The following is a 24,288-nucleotide window of genomic DNA, read 5'->3' on the forward strand; positions in this document are numbered from 1 at the left end:
AAGCCTAATATTTTGTCTAGGTGTACCAAATGGGCTAGATTCAGCAAGGATTGGATCCGCAAATGCATGACGTGATAAAGGATGTCCAGTGAGCGACAGGCCGATGCGAACCATCGATGACAGCGACCTACGAGATGCCCTGGCCGAGAGCGGAATCCGCTCGGACGGCGCCAGAGCTCTGGCCTATTATGTGCAGGCCGAGATCGCCAGCGGACGCTTTCCTCCAGGCCATCGTCTGCCCACGGAGCGAGAGCTGAGTGAGTGTTTCGGTGCCTCGCGTGGCGCTGTGAGGCGGGTGCTGGGCCACTTCAAGACGCTGGGGGCGATCACGCAGGTGGTTGGCAGTGGCACCTTCGTCAGCGAGTGCGCCGCCGAGCTGTTCGCTCCGCCCAGGTCCGCACCATCCAGCGCCTCATCAGGCGGCGTCTTGTCGAATGCCGGCAGCATGGCTGGGCAGGTAAGCCCGGCTCAGTTGATGGATGCCCGGCTGCTGATCGAGCCGCAGATGGTTTCCCTGATCGTGCGCTTTGCTACTGCCGCTGATTTCGAGCGCATGGACGATTGCCTGGCACGATCCGAGGCGGCTACCAGCATCGAGGAGTTCGAGCTTTGGGATGGAGCCCTGCACCAGGCCTTTGCCGAGGCCACCCATAACAGCTTCTTCCTACGCATCCTGGAATTGACCAATGTGATCCGAGAGGAGGGGGAATGGGGCCGGCTAAAGCGGATTTCGCTGACGCCTTTGCGCCGCGAGCGCTACGAGACGCAGCATCGTTCCATCGTGGCCGCCCTGCGCGACCGCGACGAGGAGACGGCGCGTGCGCTGCTTGGCGAGCATCTCGCCGAGGTAAAGAAGAATCTGTTCGACCGCGGCTGATGACAGTATTGCTGATTCGATCCATTGATACGGTCAAGCCGCCGGATGTCTGGTCATCCGGCGGCCTGGTGGTACCGCGCCCCGGCCGTGCCGGAGGCGCGAACGTGACATATGTCGATCAGGCGCCGATAGGTGCCGCCGCCGGACGATGGCTGCGCATCAGGCCATAGTAGAAGAGTCCGCCCAGTGCGGCTCCCATCATCCAGCCGTAGCCGTCGAGACCGGAGAGCGCAGGCACGACCACGGTAGAGATGGAGAACAGAGCGGCACCGCCGAAGGCGGCCAGGGCTCGGGTATTCCAGCCTTTCACGTAGTAGTAGGCAGTACCTGGCTGTGAGGAGAACAGCTCCTCCATGTTCAGGTGCTGGCGCTTGATCAGGTAATAGTCCACCACGATGATGCCGTAGAAGGGTGCGACTACGGCCCCCAGCGCATTGACGAAGCCTGGCACGCCGATCTGGCTGATCACCGAGACCCACAGCGCCCCGACGAAGAAGGCGATCACGGCCGTGATCAGCCCCCCGATCTTGAAGCTGATCTTGCTGGGGAACAGGTTGGCCAGGTCATAGGCGGGCGGAATGAAGTTGGCGACCAGGTTGATGCCCACGGTGGCGGCGAAGAAGGTCAGGGCGGCGACGATGGTCAGTGGCAGCGAATCGACTCGCTCGACGATGTCCGCCGGGTTGGTCAGGGCGTCGCCGAACAGCACCAGGGTGCCGGCGGTGATGATCAGGGCGATGAAGGAGAAGAAGGCCACGTTGAGCGGCAGGCCCAGCAGGTTGCCGAGCTTCATCTGGCGTTCGGTCTTCACGAAGCGGGTGAAGTCGCCGAAGTTGATCACCACTGCGGCGAAGTAGGCCACCATGGTGCCGACGATGGCCATGAAGGCCGCGATCGAACTACCGGAGCGCTCGCCGTCGCCACTGAAGATCGTGCTCACCGCGGGCAGCAGCTCGCTGCCGGCCTGGTACCAGACGATGATCATCAGCACCACCATCACCACGTAGACCAGCGGGCCTGCCCAGTTGAGGAAGTGCTTGATGCGTTCGATGCCCTGCCAGAAAATGGCGATCTGGAACAGCCAGACGATCACGAACGATACCCAGGCCACGCCCGAAAGTCCCAGAAAGGTGCTGCCATTGCCAGCGCCGAACAGGGCGACCAGGAGCAGCGCGACGGCCGTGGAGGCGAAGTAGGTCTGCACCCCGTACCAGAAGATGCCGATGATCGCCCGCAGCATGGCCGGCAGGTTGGCGCCGCGTACCCCCATGCTGGCCCGCACCATCACCGGAAAGGGGATGCCGTACTTCACGCTTGGCTTCCCGGTCAGGTTGACCAGGAACATCACGATAACCCCGGCCAGGATGATGGCTGCCATCACCGCCCAGCCGTTGAGGCCGTAGGCCAGGAACAACGAGGCCGCCAGGGTGTAGCCGAACAGGCTCTGGATGTCGTTGGACCACACATTGAAGATCTCGAAGGCCCCCCAGTTTCTGTCCTTGTGCTTCAGCGGAGCGAGATCCTCGTTGTACAGCGTCGGGTCGATCGTCTGGATATCCAGATCGCTCTCTTTCATCGGGGTCACCATTATCATTGTTGGGTGTTATCTCCGCCCGGCACTGGCTAGGCGGAGGGTAGAGGGCCAAGGGGGTTACTGGCGGAAGCGCTGGCAGGGGGCCCAGTGCTGCATCAACAGGTAATAGGTAATGCCGGCGGGGATCAGGCTGGCGTACCAGGAGACGGCTGAGAAGGTCAGGGCGGACACGATGCCCACGGCGGTGGCGATCAGTGCGGCATAGTTGACGCCCTGGTAGGGGCCGGCCTCGTCATACAGCTTGCCGATATCCAGGGTGCGACGACGAATGATGTAGTAGTCGACCACCAGGATGGCGAAGATGGGGCCGAGGAAGGCGGAGTAGGTCTGCACGAACAGCTGCAGGCCGGCGGCGGATTCCGGTTGCACCAGCTTCCAGGGGAAGGTGGCGAAGGCCAGCAGCCCGACGATCACGGTGGCGATGGGGAACTTCAGCTTGAACACGTCCATCAGCACGTAGGTCGGCGGCACCACGTTGTTGAGCACGTTGGTGGTGACCTGGGCGAAGGCGATGAACAGCAGGGTGGTCATCAGCAGGGGGGTGTTGTCCACGGCATTGGCGAAGACCTGGATGGGGTCGGCGGTGCCGGTGGCTTCCGAGACCATGAAGCCGATCAGGCCCATGAACATGGTGCAGGGCAGGATCGACATGGCGTAGATGGTGGTCAGCAGGCCCGGTCCGGTTCCCTTCTTGTGCTCGCGGGAGTAGTCGCTGACGTTGAGCATCATGGTGCTGTAGATGCCCAGGAACAGCATGGTGGCGCCCCAGAACGGCATACCCCATGAACCTTCCATGGTCAGCAGGTTGGCGGAAAGCTCATCGCCATAGCGCTGCACCGTGGCATAGAACATGTACATCAGCGAGACGAGGATGAAACCGCTGCCGATGTTCTCCAGCCACTTGATGCCCTGGAAGCCCATTACCGAGAGGCCGATCTGCAGGAACTGGAAGGTGATGAAGTAGAAGATCAGGTTGTCGAAGCCGAACAGGGTGGCCGACACCATGTTCAGGGCACCGGCCCCGATCCAGCTCTGGAAGCCGTACCACACCACGGCGGGCACGGCCCGGACCAGGCCGGGTATGCGCGTGCCGGCAAAACCGAAGGCGCTGCGCGCCTGAACCATGAAGGGAATGCCGTACTTGTAGCCGGCTGCGCCATTGATGGCGAGCGCGATGCCGATCACGAAACAGCCGATGGCAATGGCGAGTGTCGCCTGGATCAGGTTCAGCGTGCCGACCACGCTGGAGCCCATGGCGAAGGTGCCGATGGATACGCACCCGCCGAACCAGGCCAGGAAGTAGGAGGGCCGCCCCATGATGCGGGTCTGCTGGGGGGCCAGGCTCTCCTCCCCTATGCCCTTGGTGGCGCCATGTGTCGTGCCCAAGGTGATGTCCGGGGCGCCGGGCTGCGCCTTTGCTGTCGGATCGCTCATTTTCGTGTCCTCGCAAGGATGTTTGCCAAACTTATCGTTGTTGGTCGTCCGTGCCGTATCGGGCCGCTATTCCGCTGACGGCTGCCGGTGGTGCTTACTTCTGTTTGGGGAGCTCCCGGCCGGTGGGTGTCAGGCCGGAAAAGTGCTCGAACTGGCCGGTAAAGGCCTTGGGTCTTGGGAAGGCCAGGTCGCCCTGCTTGCTGGTACCAAGCCCCAGGCCGACCACAGCCTCGGCCAGCTTCACGGCGGCGGTAACGCCCTCTATGACGGGAAGCCCAACCGCCCGGCTGATTTCTCCGGTCAGGTCGGCCATGCCGCCGCAGCCAAGCACGATGGCGCCGATGTTGTCCTCGTCTCGGGCGCGGCGGCACTCGTCGATGATGCGGTTCAACGCCATCTCGCCGTTCTCCTCCAGATCCAGCACCGGGATCTCGGCGGCACGGACTCGTCGACAGTGATGGCGAAAGCCATACTGCTCCAGCAGGTGCTCGGCGATGATGCCGGTGCGTCCCAGCGTCGTGACGATAGAGAAGCGGGTGCTGATCAGGGCGGCCATGTGAAAAGCCGCCTCGGCGATACCGATTACCGGGGCACGGGTCAGCTCACGGGCGGCCAGCAGTCCCGGGTCGCCGAAGCAGGCGATGACATAGGCATCGACACCATCGCGTTCACCGGCTAGCACCTCCTCGAGTACCCCCACGGCACTGATCGCTTCATCAAAGTGACTTTCGATGGAAACCGGGCCGCTGGCGGGCTGAGTGGCGACGACATCTGTTCCCGGCGCGGCTATGCGCTGGGCGGCCGCACCAATTTTCGTGGTCATGGCCAGGGTGGTGTTGGGGTTGATGACGCGTATCTGCATCGAATGCTCCGCAGTGGAATGCGTTGTGAACAAAATAAAATATCTTTGTACACAAGATAGGCGGATGGCGCCGTGTGCGCAAGCATTTCGTCAATGTGCTGTTCTTGGATTTTTATTGTTTATAGACAATAAATTAACAAGTAAGCAAGGAGGCTGCAGCTTATTTTCTCTGTTAGACCTAGGTCGTATTCCTGAAAAGTAAAAGTGGGTTGGCGACTGTGTGGAGAATGTAATGTATACACTGTGGTCTGGGTGGTGACGCCAGTCGCAACCTGGGCTGTGAGGAGGCTGGCGCATTCGGCGATGGAGAGGAACATCGAGTACGCTGGCTTGATTTTTTGTATACAAAAGCTAATGCTGTGGAGAGTAAGATCGTCAGCGATGCCAGATGTCATGGCTCGAATTGGCCTTTGCCGGGGTAGTGTCGATACCTTGCAATAGGAGTGGGTACAGTATACTTTTTCATTGTATACATGAACTGTCGCTTCATGATGTCGCCAGGCTGCGCCTTGGCCCGTCGTGAGACAGGAAAAGCAAGCCAGGAAGGGCTGGCGATAAAGAAGCAGCTAGGAAGAACCAGCCAGAAAGAACAAGAGGAACGTCCTTGATGAGCGTAAGCAGTGATTATCCCCGCGACTTGATTGGCTATGGTCGCACGCCCCCCCATGCCAACTGGCCCGGCAAGGCGAAGATCGCCGTCCAGTTCGTGCTCAACTACGAAGAGGGTGGCGAGAACTGCGTCCTGCATGGCGATTCGGGGTCCGAACAGTTCCTTTCCGAGATCATCGGTGCCCCTTCGTTTCCAGACCGCCACCTGAGTATGGAGTCAATCTACGAATATGGCTCCCGGGCCGGGGTCTGGCGGATCCTGCGCGAATTCGAGCGGCGCGGCCTGCCGCTGACGGTATTCGGTGTCGCCATGGCGCTGGAGCGTCACCCGGAAGTGGCTCAGGCCTTCAAGGAGCTGGGCCATGAGATCGCCTGCCACGGTTATCGCTGGATCCACTATCAGGACGTGCCGGAGCACGTCGAGCGTGAGCATCTGCAGCAGGCGATGGAGATTTTCCAGCGCCTCTATGGCGAGAAGCCGTTGGGCTGGTACACCGGCCGCGACAGCCCCAATACCCGCCGGCTGGTGCTCGACGAGGGTGGTTTCCTCTATGACAGCGACTACTACGGGGACGACCTTCCGTTCTGGACTCGCCAGGCGGATAGCCAGGGTCGCGAACACGATCACCTGATCGTGCCCTATACCCTGGACAGCAATGACATGCGCTTCGCCGCGCCCCAGGGCTTCAACACCGCCGATCATTTCTTCAGCTATTTGCGCGACGCCTTCGACGTGCTCTATGCGGAAGGGGAGGAGTCGCCGAAAATGCTCTCGGTGGGCATGCACTGCCGGCTGCTGGGCCGACCCGGCCGATTCCGCGCCCTGCAGCGGTTCCTCGACCATATCGAGGCCCACGACCGGGTCTGGGTAACCCGCCGGGTGGATATCGCGCGGCACTGGGCCGAGCATCACCCCGCGCCAGCACGCTGAAATGCTAGCTTTATCCTAGCTTGATGTGTCGCGCGAGGCTGATCCGATGACAGGCCTACGAGGGGGCGCTGTGAACCCTTCCCTGGGCGCTACCGATGCCATCCATGGCATCGGACCCCCTCTTCGACCTGTCCTCGGCGCCTCTCGCTAAGGTAGCAGCGACTGACCTGAGAACTGTCAGTGACTCTATCCAGAACGCATCTTTTTCAGCCTCAACGTTTCTTTTGGGACACACCATGAGCCAACGCACGTATTACGCCCCCCGCGGGGGACACCCGCCTCAGACCCAGCTGCTTTCGGACCGAGCAGTCTTTACCGAGGCCTACGCCGTGATCCCCAAGGGGGTGTTCGGCGATATCGTCACCAGCAACCTGCCGTACTGGGACAACACCCGGCTATGGGTGCTGGCACGGCCGCTCTCCGGCTTTGCCGAGACCTTCTGCCAGTACATCATGGAGGTGTCGCCGGGGGGCGGCAGCGAGAAGCCAGAGCTCGACCCCACGGCCGAGGGCGTATTGTTCGTGGTGGAAGGGGAGATGACCCTGACGCTGGCCGGCGAGCGCCATCGCATGGCCGCGGGCGGCTACGCCTTCCTGCCACCGGGCAGCCACTGGCAGCTGCGCAACGAGTCCGATGCCCCGGTGCGCTTCCACTGGGTGCGTAAGGCCTATGAGTTCGTCGAGGGCATCGAGGTGCCGGAGGCGTTCGTGGTCAACGAGAACGAGATCGCACCGACCCCGATGCCCGACACCGACGAGCGCTGGGCCACCACTCGCTTCGTCGACCCGGCTGATGTACGCCATGACATGCACGTCAACATCGTCACTTTCCAGCCCGGCGCCGTGATCCCTTTCGACGAGACCCATGTCATGGAGCATGGGCTATACGTGTTGGAGGGCAAGGCGGTCTATCACCTCAACCAGGACTGGGTCGAGGTCGAGGCCGGCGACTTCATGTGGCTGCGCGCCTTCTGCCCCCAGGCCTGCTACGCCGGCGGCCCCGGGCCGTTCCGCTACCTGCTTTACAAGGACGTGAACCGCCACCCGGCGCTGCGCCTTGGCGCTCGCTGAAAGGGCGCTTGGCGCTTGCAGTCGTGGCACCGCTCGAGGCTTTGCCGGCGACAGGTTCCGGGGCGCCGGACCGTCGAGGGGGCGCTGTGAACCCCTCCCTGGGCGCTACCGATGCCCTGCTTCGCTCTCGCGTCCTGCTCCGCTTGCAGGGCCGGTGCTGGCCATCCATGGCCAGCCCGTTCGAAGCAGTGCTTCTCACCCCTGGCATCGGACCCCCTCTCCAACCTGTCCCCGGCGCCTCTCGCTTGGTTCGCTGCGTTGGGGCCGGTAGAACGGCCGCGCCATACAAAAATGCCACTATGGCTGGGATAAAGGAGTCGACATGCTGGAACTGAAAGCCGAGCCGCTGACGCCGGAGGCCTTCGCCCCCTTTGGCGACGTCATCGATACGCGCACGGCCGACTATTTTCACATCAACGCCGGGCGCACCCGCCGTTACCACGACCTGGCGAAGGTCGAAACCCTCGGTGAGCAGGCGCGGACGCTGATCAGTATCTTCGTCAGTGAGCCCATCGAATTGCCGCTCGAGCTCGACTTCCTGGAGCGTCATCCCCAGGGCAGCCAGGCCTTCATGCCGCTGCACGAGGAGCGTTTCGTGATCGTGGTGGCCCCGCCGGGGGAGACCATCAACCCGGACGAGGTGCGCGCCTTCATCACCGATGGCCGCCAGGGAGTGAACTATCGAGCCGGGACCTGGCATGCGATCCAATCGGTGCTCGAGCGACAGGGGGAGTTCCTGGTCGTCGACCGTGGCGGTGAGGGCAACAACTGCGATGAGCACCCGCTGGCGCTGCGAGTCACCGCCGACTGATTTTTTGCGGTTTTTGGCGAGACGACAATGACCCAAGTGACTGATGGCACTTGGGTCTTTTTGTGTTCCACCAATTATATGAAAATTGTTTCCATAAAATGTTGACGACGGGCTCCGGCGGACCTAATCTCGGTATACAGAAATATTTTCCAAAAATAATTTCGACTAAGAACAACGCCCCTCACTGGAGGAATCATCATGGCTCGTATGACCGCAGCAGAAGCCGCCGTTCACGTGCTCAGGAAGGAAGGCATCGACGTTGCCTTCGGTGTGCCTGGTGCCGCCATCAACCCCTTCTATGCCGCCATGCGCAAGGTCGGCGGTATCGACCATCTGCTGGCCCGACACGTCGAGGGCGCCTCGCACATGGCAGAGGGCTACACCCGGACCAAGGCCGGCAATATCGGGGTCTGCATCGGCACCTCCGGCCCTGCCGGCACCGACATGATCACCGGTCTCTATTCGGCCACCGCCGACTCGATTCCGATCCTGTGCATTACCGGCCAGGCGCCGCGAGCCAAGCTGCACAAGGAAGATTTCCAGGCGGTGGACATCCAGGCGATTGCCGGTCCGGTCACCAAGTGGGCCGTTACCGTGCTGGAGCCGGCCCAGGTGCCGCTGGTCTTCCAGCAGGCCTTCCAGCTGATGCGTTCCTCGCGCCCGGGGCCGGTGCTGATCGACCTGCCCATCGACGTGCAGATGACCGAGATCGAGTTCGATCCCGACACCTATGAGCCGCTGCCGGCCTACAAGCCCAGCGCCTCGCGCGCCCAGGTCGAGAAGGCCATCGCCATGCTCAACGAGTCCGAGCGCCCGCTGCTCGTGGCCGGTGGCGGTATCATCAATGCCGATGCCAGCGACCTGCTGACCGAATTTGCCGAGCTGACCGGCGTGCCGGTGATCCCGACGCTGATGGGCTGGGGCACCATCCCGGACGATCATCCGCTCATGGCGGGCATGGTCGGCCTGCAGACCTCGCATCGCTACGGCAACGCCACCCTGCTGGCGTCAGATTTCGTGATGGGTATCGGCAACCGCTGGGCCAACCGCCACACCGGCAACCTCGAGACCTATACGGAAGGGCGCAAGTTCGTCCACGTGGATATCGAGCCGACCCAGATCGGTCGCATCTTCGGCCCCGACTACGGCATCGTCTCCGACGCCAAGGCGGCGCTCGAACGCTTCGTCGAGGTGGCGAGCGAGCTGAAGGCGGCAGGCAAGCTGAAGGATCGCAGCAGCTGGGCCGAGGAGTGCCAGGAGCGCAAGCGCACCCTGCTGCGCAAGACCCACTTCGACGAGGTGCCGGTCAAGCCGCAGCGGGTCTACGAGGAAATGAACCGCGTATTCGGCAAGAATACCCGTTATATCAGCACCATCGGCCTGTCACAGATCGCCGGTGCCCAGTTTCTCCATACCTACAAGCCGCGGCACTGGATCAACTGCGGCCAGGCGGGCCCACTGGGCTGGACCATTCCCGCGGCTCTCGGCGTCTGCCGTGCCGACCCGGATGCCCAGGTGGTCGCGCTCTCGGGCGACTACGACTTCCAGTTCATGGTCGAGGAACTGGCGGTGGGGGCGCAGTTCAAGCTGCCCTATATCCATGTGCTGGTGAACAACTCCTACCTGGGGCTGATCCGCCAGGCCCAGCGCGGCTTCGACATGGACTACTGCGTACAGCTCTCGTTCGAGAACATCAACTGCCCGGAGATCAACGACTACGGCGTGGATCACGTCTCTGTCGTCGAGGGGCTCGGTTGCAAGGCGCTGCGCGTGACCCGGCCCGACGAGATCGCCCCCGCCTTCACCAGGGCCCGAGAGCTCATGGCCGAGCACCGGGTGCCGGTGGTGGTCGAGATCATCCTGGAGCGGGTGACCAATATCGCCATGGGAACCGACCTGGGTGGCATCAACGAGTTCGAGACTCTGGCCGAGAATGTTACCGATGCGCCGACATCCATCGCCGCCCTGACCTGACGGCAACGATCAACGACGGAGTGAGCGGCGTCGATCGCTCCCCGCAACGACCTCAGGGTAATCGCAGCCAAGACACGTCGAGGGGCGCCGCGGGCAGGTCGAAGCGGAGGTCTTTTTCCAGGGAAGGAAAAAGTAGCGCCCAGGGAAGGGTTTACAGCGCCTCCGCGCAGGCCTGGCCGCGGATCAGCCCCGCTACCTGAGCACCGTGACGTTAACCGCGATAGCCCTGGCAACGACCCAAAGGAGTTCGATATGCCCAAGTTTGCCGCCAACCTCAGCATGCTGTTCACCGAGGAGGCGTTCCTCGATCGCTTCAAGGCCGCCGCCGATGCGGGCTTCAAGGGCGTCGAGTACCTCTTCCCCTATGACTACACGCCGGCCGAGATCAAGTCTCGACTGGACGCCAACGGCCTGACCCAGGTGCTGCACAACCTGCCGGCCGGCGACTGGGCCGCTGGCGAGCGCGGCATTGCCTGCCATCCGGATCGCGTCGAGGAGTTTCGTGCCGGGGTCGGCAAGGCTATCGACTACGCCACTACGCTCGGCTGCAAGCAGGTCAACTGCTTGGCCGGCATTCAACCCCAGGGCGTGAGCCTGGAACAGGCGCGTCGCACCCTGGTGGAAAACCTCCGCTATGCTGCTGGAAAGCTTGAAGCCGCCGGTATCCTGCTGCTGGCCGAGCCGATCAACACCCGCGACATCCCCGGCTTCTTCCTCAACCGCACCGAGCAGGCGCTATCGATCTTCGACGAGGTGGGCAGCGCCAACCTGAAGCTGCAGTACGACATCTATCATATGCAGATCATGGAGGGGGACCTGGCGCCGACCATCGAGAAGCACCTGGATCGCATCGCCCACGTGCAGCTGGCCGACAACCCGGGGCGGCATGAGCCTGGCACCGGAGAGATCAACTACCCGTTCCTCTTCTCTCACCTCGACCGGTTGGGCTATGACGGTTGGATCGGCTGCGAATACAAGCCGGCTTCCACGACAAGAGAAGGGCTGGGGTGGCTGGATAGCGTCCGCTGACTTGGGCGTGCGTTACCCGGCAGCGATGAGCTGTTCCGGCGGCAAGCCTCCGCGAGGGCGCTGTGAACCCATCCCTGGCAAATGACCCTCGCTGCGACTTGCCCCCGGCGCTCATCTCTTCGGATATGTCGCAAGTGAAGGCTAACTCAGAGTTCATAATGACAAGCTGAAAGGAGAATCATCATGAGCAAGATCGGTTTCATTGGCCTCGGCATCATGGGTCGCCCCATGGCAGGTCACCTGCTCGACGCCGGCCATGACCTCGTCACCGTCAAGCGCGGCACCCTCGACGCCACCCTGGTCGAGAAGGGCATGACCGAACTCGACAGCCCCCGTGCCGTGGCCGAGCAGGCCGAGGTGGTCATCACCATGGTGCCCGACACCCCCGACGTCGAGCAGGTACTGTTCGGCGAGGGCGGTGTCGCCGAGGGGCTCAAGCCGGGCACCCTGGTCATCGACATGAGCTCCATCGCCCCCATTGCCACCCAGGCATTCGCCAAGCGCATCGTTGATGCCGGCGGCGAGTATGTGGACGCACCGGTATCCGGCGGCGAGGGCGGGGCCATCAACGCGGCCCTGACCATCATGGTTGGCGCCACCGAAGAGGGCTTTACCCGCGCCCGGCCGATCCTCGAGGTGATGGGCAAGACGATCACCCATATCGGCGGCCATGGTGCCGGCCAGACCTGCAAGGTGGCCAACCAGATCGTGGTGGCGCTGACCATCGAGGCGGTGGCCGAGGGGCTGCTGTTTGCCTCGAAGGCGGGCGCTGATGTGGCCAAGGTGCGTGAGTCGCTGCTCGGCGGCCTGGCCCAGTCGAAGATTCTCGACGTGCACGGCGAGCGCATGATCAAGCGCACCTTCGATCCGGGCTTCAAGATCAAGCTGCACCAGAAGGACCTCAACCTGGCGCTGGAAGGGGCGCGCAGCCTCGACCTGGCACTGCCCGGCACCGCCAACGCCCAGCAGCTGTTCCAGGCCTGTGTCGCCCATGGCGGCGAGGACTGGGATCACGCCGGTATCCTGAGGGCGCTCGAGTCGCTGGCCGACCATGAAGTCGGCAGCTGAACGAGCGTACCGGGGAAGCATCGACTGGCACGGCAAGCGGTGTGCCCGTCGCGCAGACACTCGGCCGGTGTTTCCCCCTGATGGGCGTCGGGTCGTCGCCCATCCCATGGCCGCCCCTGGTGGCCCTTGACCCGACGGCGGGATCCCCGGCTGGAACCCGCCCGTCGTCGGGCTTTTTCCCCCCTGTTTCTGCTGCTACCGTCGAAGCCTATCGCCCGCTGCGAGGTGCCCCATGAATTCTGCTCTGCCCCCCTTCGATCCTGCCATGGACGTGGCGGCCTGGCTGCGACGGCTTGCCGATGTCGCCGTTGCCGCCGTGCACCCGGATACGCTGGTGGCCGACCTGCTGCCCGACCCGCCGCCGGGGCGCACCGTGGTGGTCGGTGCCGGCAAGGCCGCCGCTGCCATGGCGGCGGCCCTGGAACGCGCCTGGCAGGACCGCTGCCCCGAGGCGCCGCTCTCCGGCCTGGTGGTGACCCGTTACGCGCATGGTCTTCAAGGGCTGGATGTCGAGTGCTCGACCATCGAGGTACTCGAGGCGTCGCACCCGATGCCCGACGACCTGGGCGAGAAGGCGGCCCGGCGAATGCTCGAGGCGGTCGAGGGGCTCACCGAGGATGATCGCGTCATCGCACTGATCTCCGGTGGTGGCTCGGCCCTGATGACGCTGCCGACACAGGGCATTTCCCTGGCCGAGAAGCAGGCCATCAACCATGCACTGCTGCGCTGTGGTGCGCCGATCAGCCAGATCAACACCGTGCGACGCCACCTCTCCGCGATCAAGGGTGGTCGCCTGGCGGCGGCCGCCCACCCCGCCCAGGTGGTGACCTGGCTGATTTCCGACGTGCCGGGCGATGAGGCGTCGCTGATCGCCTCCGGGCCGACCCTGCCCGACAGCTCGACGCCGGCGGACGCCCTGGCGGTGCTCGAGCAGTACGCCATCGACATTCCCGACAGCGTGCGCCATCACCTGCAGGAGAGCCGTGACGCCCCCTCACCGCAGGATGACGCTTTCGTCCGCGACGACAGTGTGATGCTGGCTCGAGCCCGCGACGCCCTGGAAGCAGCCAGACAGGCCGCCGAGGCCGCGGGCATCACGGTGAGCGTGCTGGGGGACGACCTGGAAGGCGAAGCTCGCGAGCTGGGCCGGGCCCAGGCGCGCCTGGCGCTGGATGCGGCTGCCGAGAACGGCAGGCCACGGCTGATCCTCTCCGGTGGCGAGACCAGCGTCACGGTCAAGGGGGACGGCCGCGGAGGGCGCAACGTGGAGTATCTGCTGGGTCTCTTCGGTGCCCTGGAAGGCGCTTGGGGCATTCATGCACTGGCCATCGACACTGACGGCATCGACGGCTCCGAGGATAATGCTGGCGCTCTGTTCGGCCCCGACGACTGGAACCGCGCCAGGGAGCTCGGCCTCGATCCCGCCGAGTACTTGTCGCACAACGACGCGTATACTTTCTTTCAGGCGCTGGACCGGCTCATCGTTACCGGGCCGACTCGAACCAACGTCAACGACTTCCGTGCCATTCTGGTCTTGCCGAGGACATCATGACGCTTCCCCCCCATGCCCCCATCCATGACCCCCTTCGCCGCACCAAGATCGTCGCCACCCTGGGGCCGGCCAGCGACCGCGATGGCGTGCTGGAAGCGATGATCGAGGCCGGCGTCGACGTGGTGCGCCTCAATTTCTCTCACGGCTCCGCCGACGATCACCGCCAGCGCCTCGAGCGGGTGCGCGAGATCGCCGCCCGCCTGGGCCGGGCCGTGGCCGCCCTCGGCGACCTGCAGGGCCCCAAGATCCGCATCGCCCGCTTCAAGGATGGTCCGGTGACGCTCGAGGAGGGGCAGTCCTTCCTGCTCGACATGGCGCTGGACTCCGATGCCGGTGACGTGACCCGGGTCGGCTGCGACTACAAGACCCTGGCCGACGACGTCGTCCCCGGCGATCGGCTGCTGCTCGACGACGGCCGGCTGGTGCTGCATGTAAACCGGGTGGCCGACCACCTGATCCACACCAGCGTGGTGGTGGGCGGCAAGCTCTCCAACAACAAGGGCATCAACAAGGAGGGTGGCGGCCTCTCGGCCCCGGCGCTCACCGACAAGGACCGCGCCGACCTCAAGACCGCCATCGACATCGGCGTCGACTACCTGGCGGTCTCGTTCCCGCGCAGCGCCGCCGACATGCACGAGGCACGCGAGCTGTTGGGCGAGGCGGGGAAAGAGATCGGCCTGGTGGCCAAGCTCGAACGTGCCGAGGCGGTGGCCGATGTGGCCACCCTGGACGGCATCATCGAGGCCTCCGAGGCGGTGATGGTGGCCCGCGGCGACCTGGGGGTGGAGATCGGCGACGCCGAGCTGATCGGCATGCAGAAACGCATCATCAAGCGCGCCCGTACCCTGAACCGGGCGGTGATCACGGCAACGCAGATGATGGAGTCGATGATCACCTCGCCGCTGCCCACCCGGGCCGAGGTGTTCGACGTGGCCAACGCGGTGCTCGACGGCACCGACGCGGTAATGCTCTCCGCCGAGACCGCCGCCGGCGACTTCCCGGTGGAGACCATCGCGGCGATCAACCGCGTCTGCCTCGGCGCCGAGCGCGAGAGGATCGCCCAGGAGTCCGGCCACCGCATCCACGAAGGCTTCTCGCGGATCGACGAGACCATCGCCCTGTCGGCGATGTACGCCGCCAACCACCTCACCGGCGTGGCGGCCATCGCCTGCATGACCTCCACCGGCTATACGCCGCTGATCGCCTCGCGCATCCGCTCGGGCCTGCCCATCGTCGGCCTGGCCCACAGCCCGGTGGCGCAGCGGCGCATGGCGCTCTACCGCGGCGTGGTCTCGCTGCCCTTCGACACCAGCGGGATGACGCCCACCGAACTCAATGAGCGAGCGCTGGCGCTGCTGGTCGAGCAGGGCATTGCGCTGCCCGGGGACCATGTGATCCTGACCCGGGGCGATCACATGAACGCCCACGGCGGGACCAATACCCTGAAGATTCTCGACGTGAACGAACAGCACCAGAGCCGGTAACGCCCAAGGGGCGAGATCTTTGTATACAGAAACCCTGTTTTGTGTGGCCAGCTTGTGGGAAACATGCGAAGGTATTCTCATGACGCAGACCGGAGAGGCCGTATCATGAGCAGTATCTGGCAGGAGGAGATCGCCGCAGAGACGCGAGCGGGTGGGCGTATCAGCGACCGCTTCATCGTCGACAAGGTGCGCAAGGCCGTGCTGACGCAGCGTCTGCCGCCGGGTACGCGCCTGCCGGAAGTGGCCCTGGGCGATATCTTCGGCGTGAGCCGCTCGGTGGTGCGCAAGGCTCTGACGCGGCTGGCCGCCGACTACGTGGTCACCCAGCAGCCCAATCAGGTGGCGCGGGTAAGGGCGCCCAGTATCGAGGAGACCCGGGAGACCTTCGCCGCCCGCCGGCTGGTGGAAGGCGAGGTGGCTGCGCTGCTGGCGGGCCGGCTCGACGAGACGCAACTGGCGACCATCGCCTCCCTGGTCGAGCGCGAGGCCGAAGCCCATGCGTGTGGCGACGAGCCGGCCCGGATAGAGCACTCCCTGGCCATTCACCACCTGATGGCCGAGCATTCCCCCAATCGTGTGCTGGGAGCCATGCTCACCGACCTCATCCTGCGCACTTCCATCGTCATCGCGCTCTACAAGCGTGCCGGTCTGGCCAGCTGCTACCTGACCGAGGACCACCCGGCACTGCTGGCACACTTGCGGACCGGTGACAGCGAGGCGGCCCGGCGCTGCATACACGATCACCTCCAGGCGCTCGAGAACCTGCTCGACCTCAGCTCCCGGGAGACACGGATCGACCTCATGGCCATTCTCGGTCAGCGGGAGGGAGTCACCGAATAGGATTCCTCTAGGCCCGGCGTCGGCAGTGACCGGCGCTGGTCGAGGCTTGCGCCGGATCATGCCGGCGGCAAGATGGCGGCCGGGCGGCTTTACCGGCCATGCCTTCCTGACTGACAATGCCGACACTCCACGGGGCAATCGGTAGCTTGCGATGAACGCACTCCTGCGCTGGGGGCTGGCCGTCTGGCTGGTCCTCTCCTTCTCTCCGGCCCAGGCCGGCGTCCCCACCGTTGCCGCTGCCTCGGATCTTCAATTTGCCCTTGCCGAAGCCGCCCGGCGCTTCGAAGCCGACACCGGTCAGCGTCTGCGGCTCAACTTCGGTTCTTCGGGCAACTTCCGCCGTCAGATCGCCCAGGGAGCACCGTTCGAGCTCTACTTGTCGGCCGATGAGGCCTACGTGCATGCGCTGCATGCGGAAGGGCATACCGAGGATGCCGGCGTGGTCTACGCCATCGGGCGGCTGGCCTGGCTACAGCGGGCCGGGCGCAATGACCTGCCGAGTAGCGACGACCCGCTGGCCGCGGTACGCGAGGCCCAGGCGATACACGCCCAGGGCGAGGGGCGACCACGCATCGCCCTGGCCAACCCCGACCACGCCCCCTATGGCGTGGCGGCAAGGCAGGCGCTGGAACATGCCGGACTGTGGGCCGACAGTGCTTCCCTGCGGATACTCGGCGAGAACGTGTCCCAGGCGGCCCAGTTCGCTCTCTCCGACGACGCCCGTGGCGGTCTGGTGGCCTGGTCCCTGGCATTGGCCCCCGAGCTCGGTGAGCGCAGCGAGTTCGTGCTGATTCCCGAAGCCTGGCATGAGCCGCTGGTACAGCGCATGGCACTGGTCAGGGGCGCAGGCGACACAGCCCGCGCCTTCTATCACTGGCTCCAGCAGGACGAGGGACGTGAGATTCTTGCCGACTACGGTTTTCGTCTCCCCGGGGCCGATGTCGACACCGAGGCGCCCTGATGGACTGGACGGCCCTCTCTGTCTCCCTGCGCCTGGCGCTGATGACCTGCCTGCTGTTGATCCCGGTGGGGCTGTGGCTGGGCCGCACCCTGGCCCGGGCGCGATTTCGCGGCAAGTCGCTGTGCGAAGCGCTGGTGGCGCTGCCGCTGGTCATGCCGCCCACGGTGCTGGGCTTTTACCTGATGATGAGCTTTGGCCGCGACGCCCCATTCGGCGCCTTCTGGCATAGCTTGACCGGCGAGGGGCTGAACTTCACCTTCAGCGGTATCCTGCTCGCCTCACTGGTGGCCAGCCTGCCCTTTGCCGTGCAGCCGATCCAGCGGGCCTTCGAGGCGATACCCGCCAACCTGAGCGAGGCGGCCTGGTGCAGCGGGCTCTCCCCCTGGCAGACCTTCCTGCGCATCGAGCTCCCGCTGGTGTGGCCCGGCGTGATCTCGGCCCTGGCGCTGACCTTCGCCCATACCCTCGGCGAGTTCGGCGTCATCCTCATGGTGGGGGGGGCCATCGACGGCGAGACCCGCACCCTGTCCATCGCCATCTACGATCGGGTCCAGGCCTTCGACGAGACCGGCGCCGGCATCATGTCGGCCATGCTGCTGCTGGTGTCGTTCCTCACCATCGGCGTGGTCTACGGGCTGGCGGGCCGGCGGAGGTGGCGTTATGCCTGATTGGCCCGGCAGGTCCCCGGCCTCGCCAGGGGCGGGTCGGCTGACGGTATCGCTGCACCAGCCCGGGCCGATCCCCCTGGCTGCGGATTTCTGCTGTGAGCCGGGTGAGCTGCTGGCGCTGGTGGGGCCCTCAGGCAGCGGCAAGACGACCCTGCTGCGTGCCATTGCCGGTCTTTACCGGCCGGCTGAGGGGCGCATCGACTGCGGTGGCGAGACCTGGCTGGATACCGCCCATGGCGTTGTCCGCAGGCCCCAGGCGCGTCGGGTGGGCGTCGTCTTTCAGGACTATGCGCTGTTCCCCCACCTGAGTGCCCGTGACAACGTCAAGTTGGCGCTGGGCCATCTCGAGCCCGGCGGGCGCAGCGCCTGTGCCGACGACTGGCTGGGCAGGATGCGCCTGGAAGGACTCTCTGATCGCTACCCGTCCCAGCTCTCCGGTGGCCAGCGACAGCGGGTGGCGCTGGCCCGGGCGTTGGCGCGCGAGCCCCGGGCGCTGTTGCTGGACGAACCCTTCTCGGCGGTGGACCAGGTGACACGGCGTCGCCTGCAGCGTGAGCTGGCCCTGCTGCGCGAGCAGATTCACATTCCGATCCTGCTCGTGACCCATGACCTGGACGAGGCAGTGGCATTGGCGGACCGGATCTGCGTGCTTCACGGTGGCCGTACGCTGCAGGCCGATGTTCCCGAGAGACTGTTTCGCCACCCGGCCAGTGCCGAGGTGGCGCGACTGCTGGATCGCCATAATATCTTCGAGGGGCGGGTCGTGAAGGTCGAGGGCGAGCGTCGGCTGCAGTGGGGGCCATGGTTTCTGCAGGTGGCCCATGGCCTGGAGTCGCTGTCCCCCAGGCAGCGAGTCGCCTGGTACCTGCCCGACTCCGACGTGGTGCTTCACCGCCGCGACCGGCCTTCACGCGGGGAAAGGGAGAACCCGGTGACGGGGCGTATCGGCGAATTAGTGGTGCTGGGTGGCATGACGTCGCTGACGCTGGTCTTCGACCATGGCCCCGAGACCCTGCGCTTCGATATCGCCACCCATGCGGCCCGTCGCAACGGGCTGGCCCGTGGTGAGTGGGTGCAGGTATCCCTGCTTGCGGCGGGAATTCACCTGCTGCCCCAAACCCAAAGGGATTGAGGATACGATATGACACCGCTTTATCGGTCGGGGCTCTCTACACGCGCAAGCCTGGCGCTGCTTCTTCTTGTGGCCGTCGTCATGCTGGTGTGGCGCTGGCCTGCCGTGGCCGAGTCGACGACGGCGCTGGAGCGCCAGCCCCTGCGGATCGATGCCGGCGACGAGGTCTTTCGGCTCGAGGTGGAGATGGCGCGAACAGGGGACGAGCGTCGCATTGGGCTGATGGATCGCGACTCGCTGGCGCCCGACGCGGGCATGCTGTTTCTTTATGACCGGGTTCAGCCCCCGCAGAGCGGCTTCTGGATGTATCGGACCCGTATTCCGCTGGATATCGCCTTCATCGATGCCCGGGGCCGTATCGCCACGATCCACACCATGGAACCCTGTCCATCGGACACGGCCCGGGAGTGCCCGGCGACACTGGCCGGTGCATCCTATCAGGCCGCGCTGGAGGTGAATGCCGGCTTTTTTGCCGAGCGTGGCATCGAGGAGGGGGCCTGCGTGGTCTGGCCCGGCCGCAAGGAGGGATGCTCAGCGGCCGACTAAGGCACGAAAGCGAATCACGATCAGCGCCACGCCGGCGATGACCATGGCACCACCGACGGCGATATGGGCATTGAGCTGCTCCCCCAGCAGCACGATGCCCAGCACCACCGCCCCCGCCGGCACCAGCAGGCTCAGTGGCGCCAGCCGGCTGACTGCGTGGCGGCGTAACAGGCCGTACCACAGGCCATAGGCGACGATCGACGACATCACGGCGGTATAGAACACCGCTCCCCAGCCGAACAGGCCCGCCTGGCCGATGGCTTCCATCTGCCCCTTCTCGAGCCACCAGGAGCCCAAACCCACCTGCGGAATGGCGAATAGTGCAACCCAGCCAGCCAGCGCCATGGGGGCGATATTGGGGCCTTTCTTGATCAACAGCTGAGAGATCGCCCAGCCCAGGGCGCTGAGCAGCAGCAGTGCCATGGGCAGCGGAGAGGGCAGGCTGGGACCACCGGCGAGTATCACCACGCCGCCGAATGACAGTGCGAGGCCCACCATGCGCTTGGCACTCAGGCGTTCGCCCAGGAATATCACTGCCAGCAGGGTGGCGAAAGGAGTCCCCATCTGCACCAGCAGCGCACCGGTACCCGCCTCGGCCTGGCGTAGCCCGATGAAGAGCAGGGCGAAATGGAGCGTGCCGAAGGTCACCGAAAGCAGCAGCAGGAAAGGCAACTGATGTCTGGCAACCGGGTGGAAGGGCACCAGCAGGGCGGCGACCAGGATGAAGCGCAGAGTGGTCAACAGTAGAGGTGGAAGTTCCGCGACCCCCAGCTTGATGACGATGATGTTCAGGGCCCAGATGGTGACGATCACCAGGCCGAGCAATAGATCGCGAAGGGGCACGAGCGGGTTTCCTTGGACGGTACGGCCTGGCGAGGGTAACAGCGACGCCGGCAGTCGTCGCGTTATGCCAATGACGGTCTATCATTCAACGCGGGACTTCGTAGAATATTGAAGCGTAACATGTCCCGGATTGTATCAACCCAGAACGACAATCGCGGCCGGTCTTCTCTGAACCGGCCCTTTGCTGCAAGGACACGTCATGACATCCGCTAGTCGACTCACTCGCTTCGCCGCGGCCCTGGCCGGTGCCGCCGTGCTGACCGCATCGCTTTCGGCCTCCGCAGTTCAGGCCCGAGAACTCTCCGTCTCCACCGTGCTGTCCGATGCCTTCCCCTGGGGGCAGGCGGCAGAAAAGTGGGCCGAGCTGGTGGAGGAGCGTACCGAGGGCCGCCTGACCCTGCGCGTCTACCCCAACTCCCAGCTGGTGGCCGGTGACCAGACCCGCGAATTTTCCGCCATGCGCTCAGGGTTGATCGACATGGCCGTGGGCTCGACCATCAACTGGTCGCCGCAGGTCCCGGAGCTCAATCTCTTCTCCCTGCCTTTCTTCATGCCTGACGAGGCGGCGGTGGATGCCGTGACCGGCGGTGAGGCCGGCAAGATGATCTTCGAGGCCATCGAATCCCGCGGTGTGGTGCCGCTCGCCTGGGGTGAAAACGGCTTCCGCCAGGTCTCCAACTCCCGCGGCCCGATCAGCGAGCCGGGCGACCTCGAGGGCCTGAAGATTCGCGTGGTGGGCTCGCCCCTGTTCCAGGATACTTTCAACGCCCTCGGTGCCGACCCTACCCAGATGAGCTGGACCGACGCTCAACCGGCGTTGACCACGGGTGCCGTCGATGGCCAGGAGAACCCCCTCTCTGTGTTCGACGTGGCGCGGATCGACCAGGTGGGCCAGGAGCACCTGACGCTGTGGAACTACATGAACGATCCGCTGATCTTTGCCGTCAACCAGCGCATCTGGGATTCGCTGGACGAGGAGGACCGGGAGATCCTGCGTGAAACTGCCGTCGAGGCCGGTGAATGGGAGATCGCCATGACCCGTGAGGAGGAGAGCGAGCGTCTCGCCGCTATCCAGGAGCGTGGGGTCGAGGTGACAGAGCTGACCGAAGAGCAGCATCGCGCCTTCGTCAGTGCCACCGCCAGCGTCCACGACAAGTGGATCCCTCGGATCGGCCAGGAGCTGGTCGAAGCGGCCCGTGCCGACATCGAGGCGCGCTGAACCCGGCTGAGGCCGGCACCCCGGTGGGGGGGGCCGGCCCGCTCTCGCGAGGCTTGCATGAAATTCTCTCCTGATGCCCGGCCGGAACGCTGGCTGGGCTCCCTGGCGTTGGCGATCATCTCGCTGATCAGCCTGGGTAACGTCATCACACGCTATGTCACCGGCGGTTCCCTGGCCTTCACCGAGGAGTTCTCGGTATTCCTGCTGGTGGTGCTGACCTTCGCGGGGGCCTCGGTGGCGTTGCGACGTAACGGCCATATCCGTATCGGCCTGCTGGAGCGCGCCCTGCCGGCAGGCCCGCGAAAGCTGCTGATCCTCTTCCAATGGCTGTGCGGCGCCCTTGTGCTGGGAATGATCGCCTGGTTCGGTGGCAAACTCACCTGGGAAGAATATCAATGGCAGTCGCTGTCGCCGGGGCTAGGCCTGCCGCAGTGGTGGTATCTGGCCTGGCTGCCGCTGCTGGCGGCGGCCATGTTGATACGCCTGACGCAGCAGACCCGTGATCGCCTGAGCGGGAGGCTCGAGGATGAGCCCTGATCTGTGGATGATCCTGGCCTTCGCCGGGTTGTTGATCGCCGGTGTGCCGGTCGCCTTCTCGCTGGCGTTGGCCGGGGCGGTGGGCATCGTTTCGGGCCTTTCGCCCGACATGCTGGCGACCCTGGGCACCAACACCTACAACAGCATCGCCAAGTATCCGCTGATCGCCATTCCGCTGTTCATCATGACCGGCCTGATCTTCGAGCGCGCCGGTGTGGCGCTGCGGCTGGTGCGCTTCGCCCAGGCGTTGATCGGACCACGGCATGGTGGACTGGCGCTGGTGGCGGTGCTGGTCTGCATGATCATGGGGGGCATGAGTGGCTCGGGCCCGGCGGACGCCGCCGCCGTGGCCATGGTGATGCTGCCGAGCATGACCAAGGCGGGTTACCCCAGGCCCTTCTCGGCGACCCTGATTGCGGCGTCGGCCTCCACGGCCATACTGATCCCGCCCTCGGTGGCCTTGATTCTCTATTCCATCGTGGTGCCGGGAGTCGACCTGCGGGCGCTGTTTGCCGCCGGCCTGTTCCCCGGCATCCTGGCCGGGCTGGCGCTGCTGGTGCCCGCGCTGCTGGTATCCAGGCGCTATGGCTGGGAGGGGGGCACGCCGGTCGCGGGCGCCGAGCCGCCGAAGGTCGGGGATAGCTTCAGGCAGGCGCTGCCGGCGCTGTTTGCCCCGGTGCTGATTCTCGGCGGGCTGCGCTCCGGGCTGTTTACCCCTACAGAGGCTGCCGTGGTGGCCGTGGCCTATGGTGCCCTGGTGGGGCTGTTTCTCACCCGGGAACTCAGGCTGCGCGACCTCTGGACACTGCTTGGCGAGGCAGCGGTGATCTCGGGGGTCGTCATGTTGATTATTGCCCTGGCCGGGATCTTCGCCTGGGCGGGTACCATGCTGGGTACCTTCCGCCATCTGGCGGAGTGGATCATCGGTCTTTCCGACAGCGGTGTGCTGCTGCTGATCCTGATCATGCTGGCGGTGCTGGTGGCCGGCATGCTGCTCGATGCCATCTCCATCTACCTGATCATGATGCCGATCCTCATCCCGGTAATGCAGCATTTTGGCTGGAATCCGGTGTGGTTCGGGATTTTGCTGGCGATGAATATCGCCATCGGCCAGTTCACGCCGCCGGTGGCGGTCAACCTGATGGTGACCACCGAGATCGCCAAGATCCGCCTGGAGCAGACGGTGGGCTGGGCGCTACTGTTCGTGCTGGCCATGGCCAGCGCCCTGGCCCTGGTAGCGATCTTTCCCCAGATAGCCCTGTGGTTGCCAGGTGTGCTGGGCTACAACGTCTAGGAGCCTGTCGGACTTAACGCTGATCTACTGCGAGATCCGGTCTTTCGGCCAGTTTCATTCGATCTGATTCGTTAAATAGCGGGCTGTTCGCCTCATCAGATCGATAAACTTGTCTCGAAATCCAAATCTCTCGTGACGATCGGTCAAATCCGACAGGCTCCTGGTATGGATTTCGATCGTTGTGCCCCGCGCAGTACCTGCTAGGCCTCGTTGAACGAAGCCAGCGTACGCTGATACAGCTCGGTGGTTGCCGCGTCGAACAGCACGAAGCGTACGCGTTTGATCCGGGGAAAGTCGGGCAGATGCTGGGTCACGGTGGATAGGGCGATACGTGCGGCTTCGGTGACCGGATAACGGAAGGCGCCGGTCGAGATCGATGGAAAGGCGATGGAATCGACCTTCTCCCATTCACCCAGCCGCAGTGCATTGTAGTAACAGGCAGCAAGAAGCTCATCGGCGGGTGAGTCGACGCCATAGACCGGCCCCAGGCAGTGGATCACATACTGGTTGGGCAGATCGAAGGCATCGGTGACCACTGCCTGGCCCGGTGCAATGGGTGCCAGCGGCCGGCACGCCCTGTCCAGCTCGGGGCCAGCGGCACGATGCAGCGCCCCGGCGACGCCCCCGCCGGGCCGCAGTTCGGCATTGGCGGCATTCACCACGGCGTCCATGTCGTCTTGCTGGACGATATCGCCCTGCACGCACTCCAGGCGGGAGGAAGACGTCATACTCGTTCTCCTTGGCCGTAGTATTTCCATTCTGGCCGCCAAGCGTCAGCTGCTTCAACCAACTTTCGTATAAGTCTTATTGACGTCAGCGGCATGGCAGCGAGTGCCCTTTCGGCGAGCGGACGGTGAAAGAGAACAGAATGTTGCATATGTTGGCTTGATCCGAGACGTTCGTTGCAAAACGATGCGAAAACTTGCAACTTGATCCCCAAGTCAGTACCAATG

22 protein-coding genes are annotated in these 24,288 nt (G+C 64.5%); 17 read left to right on the plus strand and 5 right to left on the minus strand.

The window, feature by feature from the left end; translation table 11 throughout:
• The first annotated feature begins 88 nt into the window (after window positions 1-88).
• The gene (locus DU505_RS00445; protein WP_245947718.1) at window positions 89-877 is read left to right on the plus strand and encodes a FadR/GntR family transcriptional regulator; all 789 of its coding nucleotides are present in this window, start codon (window positions 89-91) and stop codon (window positions 875-877) included.
• A gap of 118 nt (window positions 878-995) precedes the next feature.
• Here the strand turns inward: DU505_RS00445 and DU505_RS00450 are convergent, their stop codons facing one another.
• The 3 genes from DU505_RS00450 to DU505_RS00460 all read right to left on the minus strand — a co-directional run bounded on the left by DU505_RS00450 (window position 996) and on the right by DU505_RS00460 (window position 4,767).
• A complete protein-coding gene (locus DU505_RS00450) occupies window positions 996-2,453 on the minus strand; it encodes an NCS1 family nucleobase:cation symporter-1 (protein WP_114477034.1) in 1,458 nt (485 codons plus the stop codon).
• Window positions 2,454-2,528: 75 nt separating this feature from the next.
• A complete protein-coding gene (locus DU505_RS00455) occupies window positions 2,529-3,905 on the minus strand; it encodes an NCS1 family transporter (protein WP_245947719.1) in 1,377 nt (458 codons plus the stop codon).
• A gap of 94 nt (window positions 3,906-3,999) precedes the next feature.
• Entirely contained in the window at window positions 4,000-4,767 is a 768-nt protein-coding gene (locus DU505_RS00460; protein WP_114477035.1) for an aspartate/glutamate racemase family protein, read from the minus strand.
• Between the two features lie 607 nt (window positions 4,768-5,374).
• Here DU505_RS00460 and puuE point away from each other — a divergent pair.
• From puuE to DU505_RS00525, 13 genes are all read left to right on the plus strand, one after another.
• The gene (gene puuE, locus DU505_RS00465) at window positions 5,375-6,307 is read left to right on the plus strand and encodes an allantoinase PuuE (RefSeq protein ID WP_066447949.1); all 933 of its coding nucleotides are present in this window, start codon (window positions 5,375-5,377) and stop codon (window positions 6,305-6,307) included.
• A gap of 236 nt (window positions 6,308-6,543) precedes the next feature.
• The gene (locus tag DU505_RS00470; protein ID WP_114477036.1) at window positions 6,544-7,377 is read left to right on the plus strand and encodes a bifunctional allantoicase/(S)-ureidoglycine aminohydrolase; all 834 of its coding nucleotides are present in this window, start codon (window positions 6,544-6,546) and stop codon (window positions 7,375-7,377) included.
• 322 nt (window positions 7,378-7,699) lie between these two features.
• A complete protein-coding gene (locus DU505_RS00475) occupies window positions 7,700-8,188 on the plus strand; it encodes an ureidoglycolate lyase (RefSeq protein WP_114477037.1) in 489 nt (162 codons plus the stop codon).
• Window positions 8,189-8,386: 198 nt separating this feature from the next.
• The gene (gene gcl / locus DU505_RS00480; RefSeq protein ID WP_114477038.1) at window positions 8,387-10,162 is read left to right on the plus strand and encodes a glyoxylate carboligase; all 1,776 of its coding nucleotides are present in this window, start codon (window positions 8,387-8,389) and stop codon (window positions 10,160-10,162) included.
• Between the two features lie 252 nt (window positions 10,163-10,414).
• Window positions 10,415-11,191, plus strand: a complete 777-nt coding sequence (hyi, locus tag DU505_RS00485; RefSeq protein WP_114477039.1) for a hydroxypyruvate isomerase — start codon at window positions 10,415-10,417, stop codon at window positions 11,189-11,191.
• A gap of 183 nt (window positions 11,192-11,374) precedes the next feature.
• Window positions 11,375-12,259, plus strand: coding sequence for a 2-hydroxy-3-oxopropionate reductase (locus DU505_RS00490; RefSeq protein ID WP_114477040.1), 885 nt, complete (start codon window positions 11,375-11,377; stop codon window positions 12,257-12,259).
• A 232-nt stretch (window positions 12,260-12,491) separates the two neighbouring features.
• Window positions 12,492-13,811 carry a glycerate kinase type-2 family protein gene (locus DU505_RS00495; protein WP_114477041.1) on the plus strand — a complete coding sequence of 440 codons (1,320 nt, stop codon included), beginning with the start codon at window positions 12,492-12,494 and terminating at the stop codon, window positions 13,809-13,811.
• Entirely contained in the window at window positions 13,808-15,295 is a 1,488-nt protein-coding gene (pyk, locus tag DU505_RS00500; protein ID WP_114477042.1) for a pyruvate kinase, read from the plus strand. The genes DU505_RS00495 and pyk overlap by 4 nt, the downstream gene beginning before the upstream one ends.
• A 105-nt stretch (window positions 15,296-15,400) precedes the next feature.
• A complete protein-coding gene (locus DU505_RS00505; protein ID WP_114477043.1) occupies window positions 15,401-16,135 on the plus strand; it encodes a GntR family transcriptional regulator in 735 nt (244 codons plus the stop codon).
• Between the two features lie 151 nt (window positions 16,136-16,286).
• Window positions 16,287-17,096 (plus strand): molybdate ABC transporter substrate-binding protein, encoded by an 810-nt coding sequence (modA, locus tag DU505_RS00510; protein ID WP_114477044.1) that lies wholly within the window; start codon window positions 16,287-16,289, stop codon window positions 17,094-17,096.
• Window positions 17,096-17,764: a molybdate ABC transporter permease subunit gene (modB, locus tag DU505_RS00515; RefSeq protein ID WP_114477045.1), complete on the plus strand. Its 669-nt coding sequence runs from the start codon at window positions 17,096-17,098 to the stop codon at window positions 17,762-17,764. The genes modA and modB overlap by 1 nt, the downstream gene beginning before the upstream one ends.
• Window positions 17,757-18,896 (plus strand): ABC transporter ATP-binding protein, encoded by a 1,140-nt coding sequence (locus tag DU505_RS00520; RefSeq protein WP_114477046.1) that lies wholly within the window; start codon window positions 17,757-17,759, stop codon window positions 18,894-18,896. Before modB ends, DU505_RS00520 begins: the two co-directional genes overlap by 8 nt.
• A gap of 9 nt (window positions 18,897-18,905) precedes the next feature.
• Window positions 18,906-19,442, plus strand: coding sequence for a DUF192 domain-containing protein (locus DU505_RS00525; RefSeq protein ID WP_114477047.1), 537 nt, complete (start codon window positions 18,906-18,908; stop codon window positions 19,440-19,442).
• On the opposite strand, the gene DU505_RS00530 is transcribed toward DU505_RS00525, so the two are convergent.
• Window positions 19,428-20,285 (minus strand): DMT family transporter, encoded by an 858-nt coding sequence (locus DU505_RS00530; protein WP_114477048.1) that lies wholly within the window; start codon window positions 20,283-20,285, stop codon window positions 19,428-19,430. The two genes, DU505_RS00525 and DU505_RS00530, sit on opposite strands and share 15 nt — an antisense overlap.
• A 199-nt stretch (window positions 20,286-20,484) precedes the next feature.
• On the opposite strand from DU505_RS00530, the gene DU505_RS00535 reads away from it, so the two are divergent.
• The 3 genes from DU505_RS00535 to DU505_RS00545 are packed head-to-tail and all read left to right on the plus strand — an operon-like array spanning window position 20,485 to window position 23,335.
• The gene (locus DU505_RS00535) at window positions 20,485-21,504 is read left to right on the plus strand and encodes a DctP family TRAP transporter solute-binding subunit (protein WP_114477049.1); all 1,020 of its coding nucleotides are present in this window, start codon (window positions 20,485-20,487) and stop codon (window positions 21,502-21,504) included.
• A 57-nt stretch (window positions 21,505-21,561) separates the two neighbouring features.
• Entirely contained in the window at window positions 21,562-22,041 is a 480-nt protein-coding gene (locus DU505_RS00540; RefSeq protein ID WP_114477050.1) for a TRAP transporter small permease, read from the plus strand.
• Complete coding sequence (locus DU505_RS00545; RefSeq protein WP_114477051.1) at window positions 22,031-23,335, plus strand: TRAP transporter large permease; 1,305 nt, start codon at window positions 22,031-22,033, stop codon at window positions 23,333-23,335. Before DU505_RS00540 ends, DU505_RS00545 begins: the two co-directional genes overlap by 11 nt.
• A gap of 200 nt (window positions 23,336-23,535) precedes the next feature.
• Here the strand turns inward: DU505_RS00545 and DU505_RS00550 are convergent, their stop codons facing one another.
• A complete protein-coding gene (locus DU505_RS00550) occupies window positions 23,536-24,063 on the minus strand; it encodes a macro domain-containing protein (RefSeq protein WP_114477052.1) in 528 nt (175 codons plus the stop codon).
• Between the last annotated feature and the right edge of the window lie 225 nt (window positions 24,064-24,288).

Origin of the sequence: Billgrantia montanilacus, from assembly GCF_003336675.1 — a bacterium.
GTDB lineage: Bacteria > Pseudomonadota > Gammaproteobacteria > Pseudomonadales > Halomonadaceae > Halomonas > Halomonas montanilacus.

Bases quoted from the DNA above. Each gene is read 5' to 3' on its own strand.
- DU505_RS00475 (WP_114477037.1), top strand. From the start codon at position 7,700: ATGCTGGAACTGAAAGCCGAGCCGCTGACGCCGGAGGCCTTCGCCCCC.
- modA (WP_114477044.1), top strand. From the start codon at position 16,287: ATGAACGCACTCCTGCGCTGGGGGCTGGCCGTCTGGCTGGTCCTCTCC.
- DU505_RS00545 (WP_114477051.1), top strand. From the start codon at position 22,031: ATGAGCCCTGATCTGTGGATGATCCTGGCCTTCGCCGGGTTGTTGATC.
- hyi (WP_114477039.1), top strand. From the start codon at position 10,415: ATGCCCAAGTTTGCCGCCAACCTCAGCATGCTGTTCACCGAGGAGGCG.
- DU505_RS00495 (WP_114477041.1), top strand. From the start codon at position 12,492: ATGAATTCTGCTCTGCCCCCCTTCGATCCTGCCATGGACGTGGCGGCC.
- modB (WP_114477045.1), top strand. From the start codon at position 17,096: ATGGACTGGACGGCCCTCTCTGTCTCCCTGCGCCTGGCGCTGATGACC.
- DU505_RS00525 (WP_114477047.1), top strand. From the start codon at position 18,906: ATGACACCGCTTTATCGGTCGGGGCTCTCTACACGCGCAAGCCTGGCG.
- DU505_RS00455 (WP_245947719.1), bottom strand. From the start codon at position 3,905: ATGAGCGATCCGACAGCAAAGGCGCAGCCCGGCGCCCCGGACATCACC.
- pyk (WP_114477042.1), top strand. From the start codon at position 13,808: ATGACGCTTCCCCCCCATGCCCCCATCCATGACCCCCTTCGCCGCACC.
- DU505_RS00450 (WP_114477034.1), bottom strand. From the start codon at position 2,453: ATGAAAGAGAGCGATCTGGATATCCAGACGATCGACCCGACGCTGTAC.
- gcl (WP_114477038.1), top strand. From the start codon at position 8,387: ATGGCTCGTATGACCGCAGCAGAAGCCGCCGTTCACGTGCTCAGGAAG.
- DU505_RS00535 (WP_114477049.1), top strand. From the start codon at position 20,485: ATGACATCCGCTAGTCGACTCACTCGCTTCGCCGCGGCCCTGGCCGGT.
- DU505_RS00505 (WP_114477043.1), top strand. From the start codon at position 15,401: ATGAGCAGTATCTGGCAGGAGGAGATCGCCGCAGAGACGCGAGCGGGT.
- DU505_RS00470 (WP_114477036.1), top strand. From the start codon at position 6,544: ATGAGCCAACGCACGTATTACGCCCCCCGCGGGGGACACCCGCCTCAG.
- DU505_RS00550 (WP_114477052.1), bottom strand. From the start codon at position 24,063: ATGACGTCTTCCTCCCGCCTGGAGTGCGTGCAGGGCGATATCGTCCAG.
- DU505_RS00540 (WP_114477050.1), top strand. From the start codon at position 21,562: ATGAAATTCTCTCCTGATGCCCGGCCGGAACGCTGGCTGGGCTCCCTG.
- puuE (WP_066447949.1), top strand. From the start codon at position 5,375: ATGAGCGTAAGCAGTGATTATCCCCGCGACTTGATTGGCTATGGTCGC.
- DU505_RS00520 (WP_114477046.1), top strand. From the start codon at position 17,757: ATGCCTGATTGGCCCGGCAGGTCCCCGGCCTCGCCAGGGGCGGGTCGG.
- DU505_RS00460 (WP_114477035.1), bottom strand. From the start codon at position 4,767: ATGCAGATACGCGTCATCAACCCCAACACCACCCTGGCCATGACCACG.
- DU505_RS00490 (WP_114477040.1), top strand. From the start codon at position 11,375: ATGAGCAAGATCGGTTTCATTGGCCTCGGCATCATGGGTCGCCCCATG.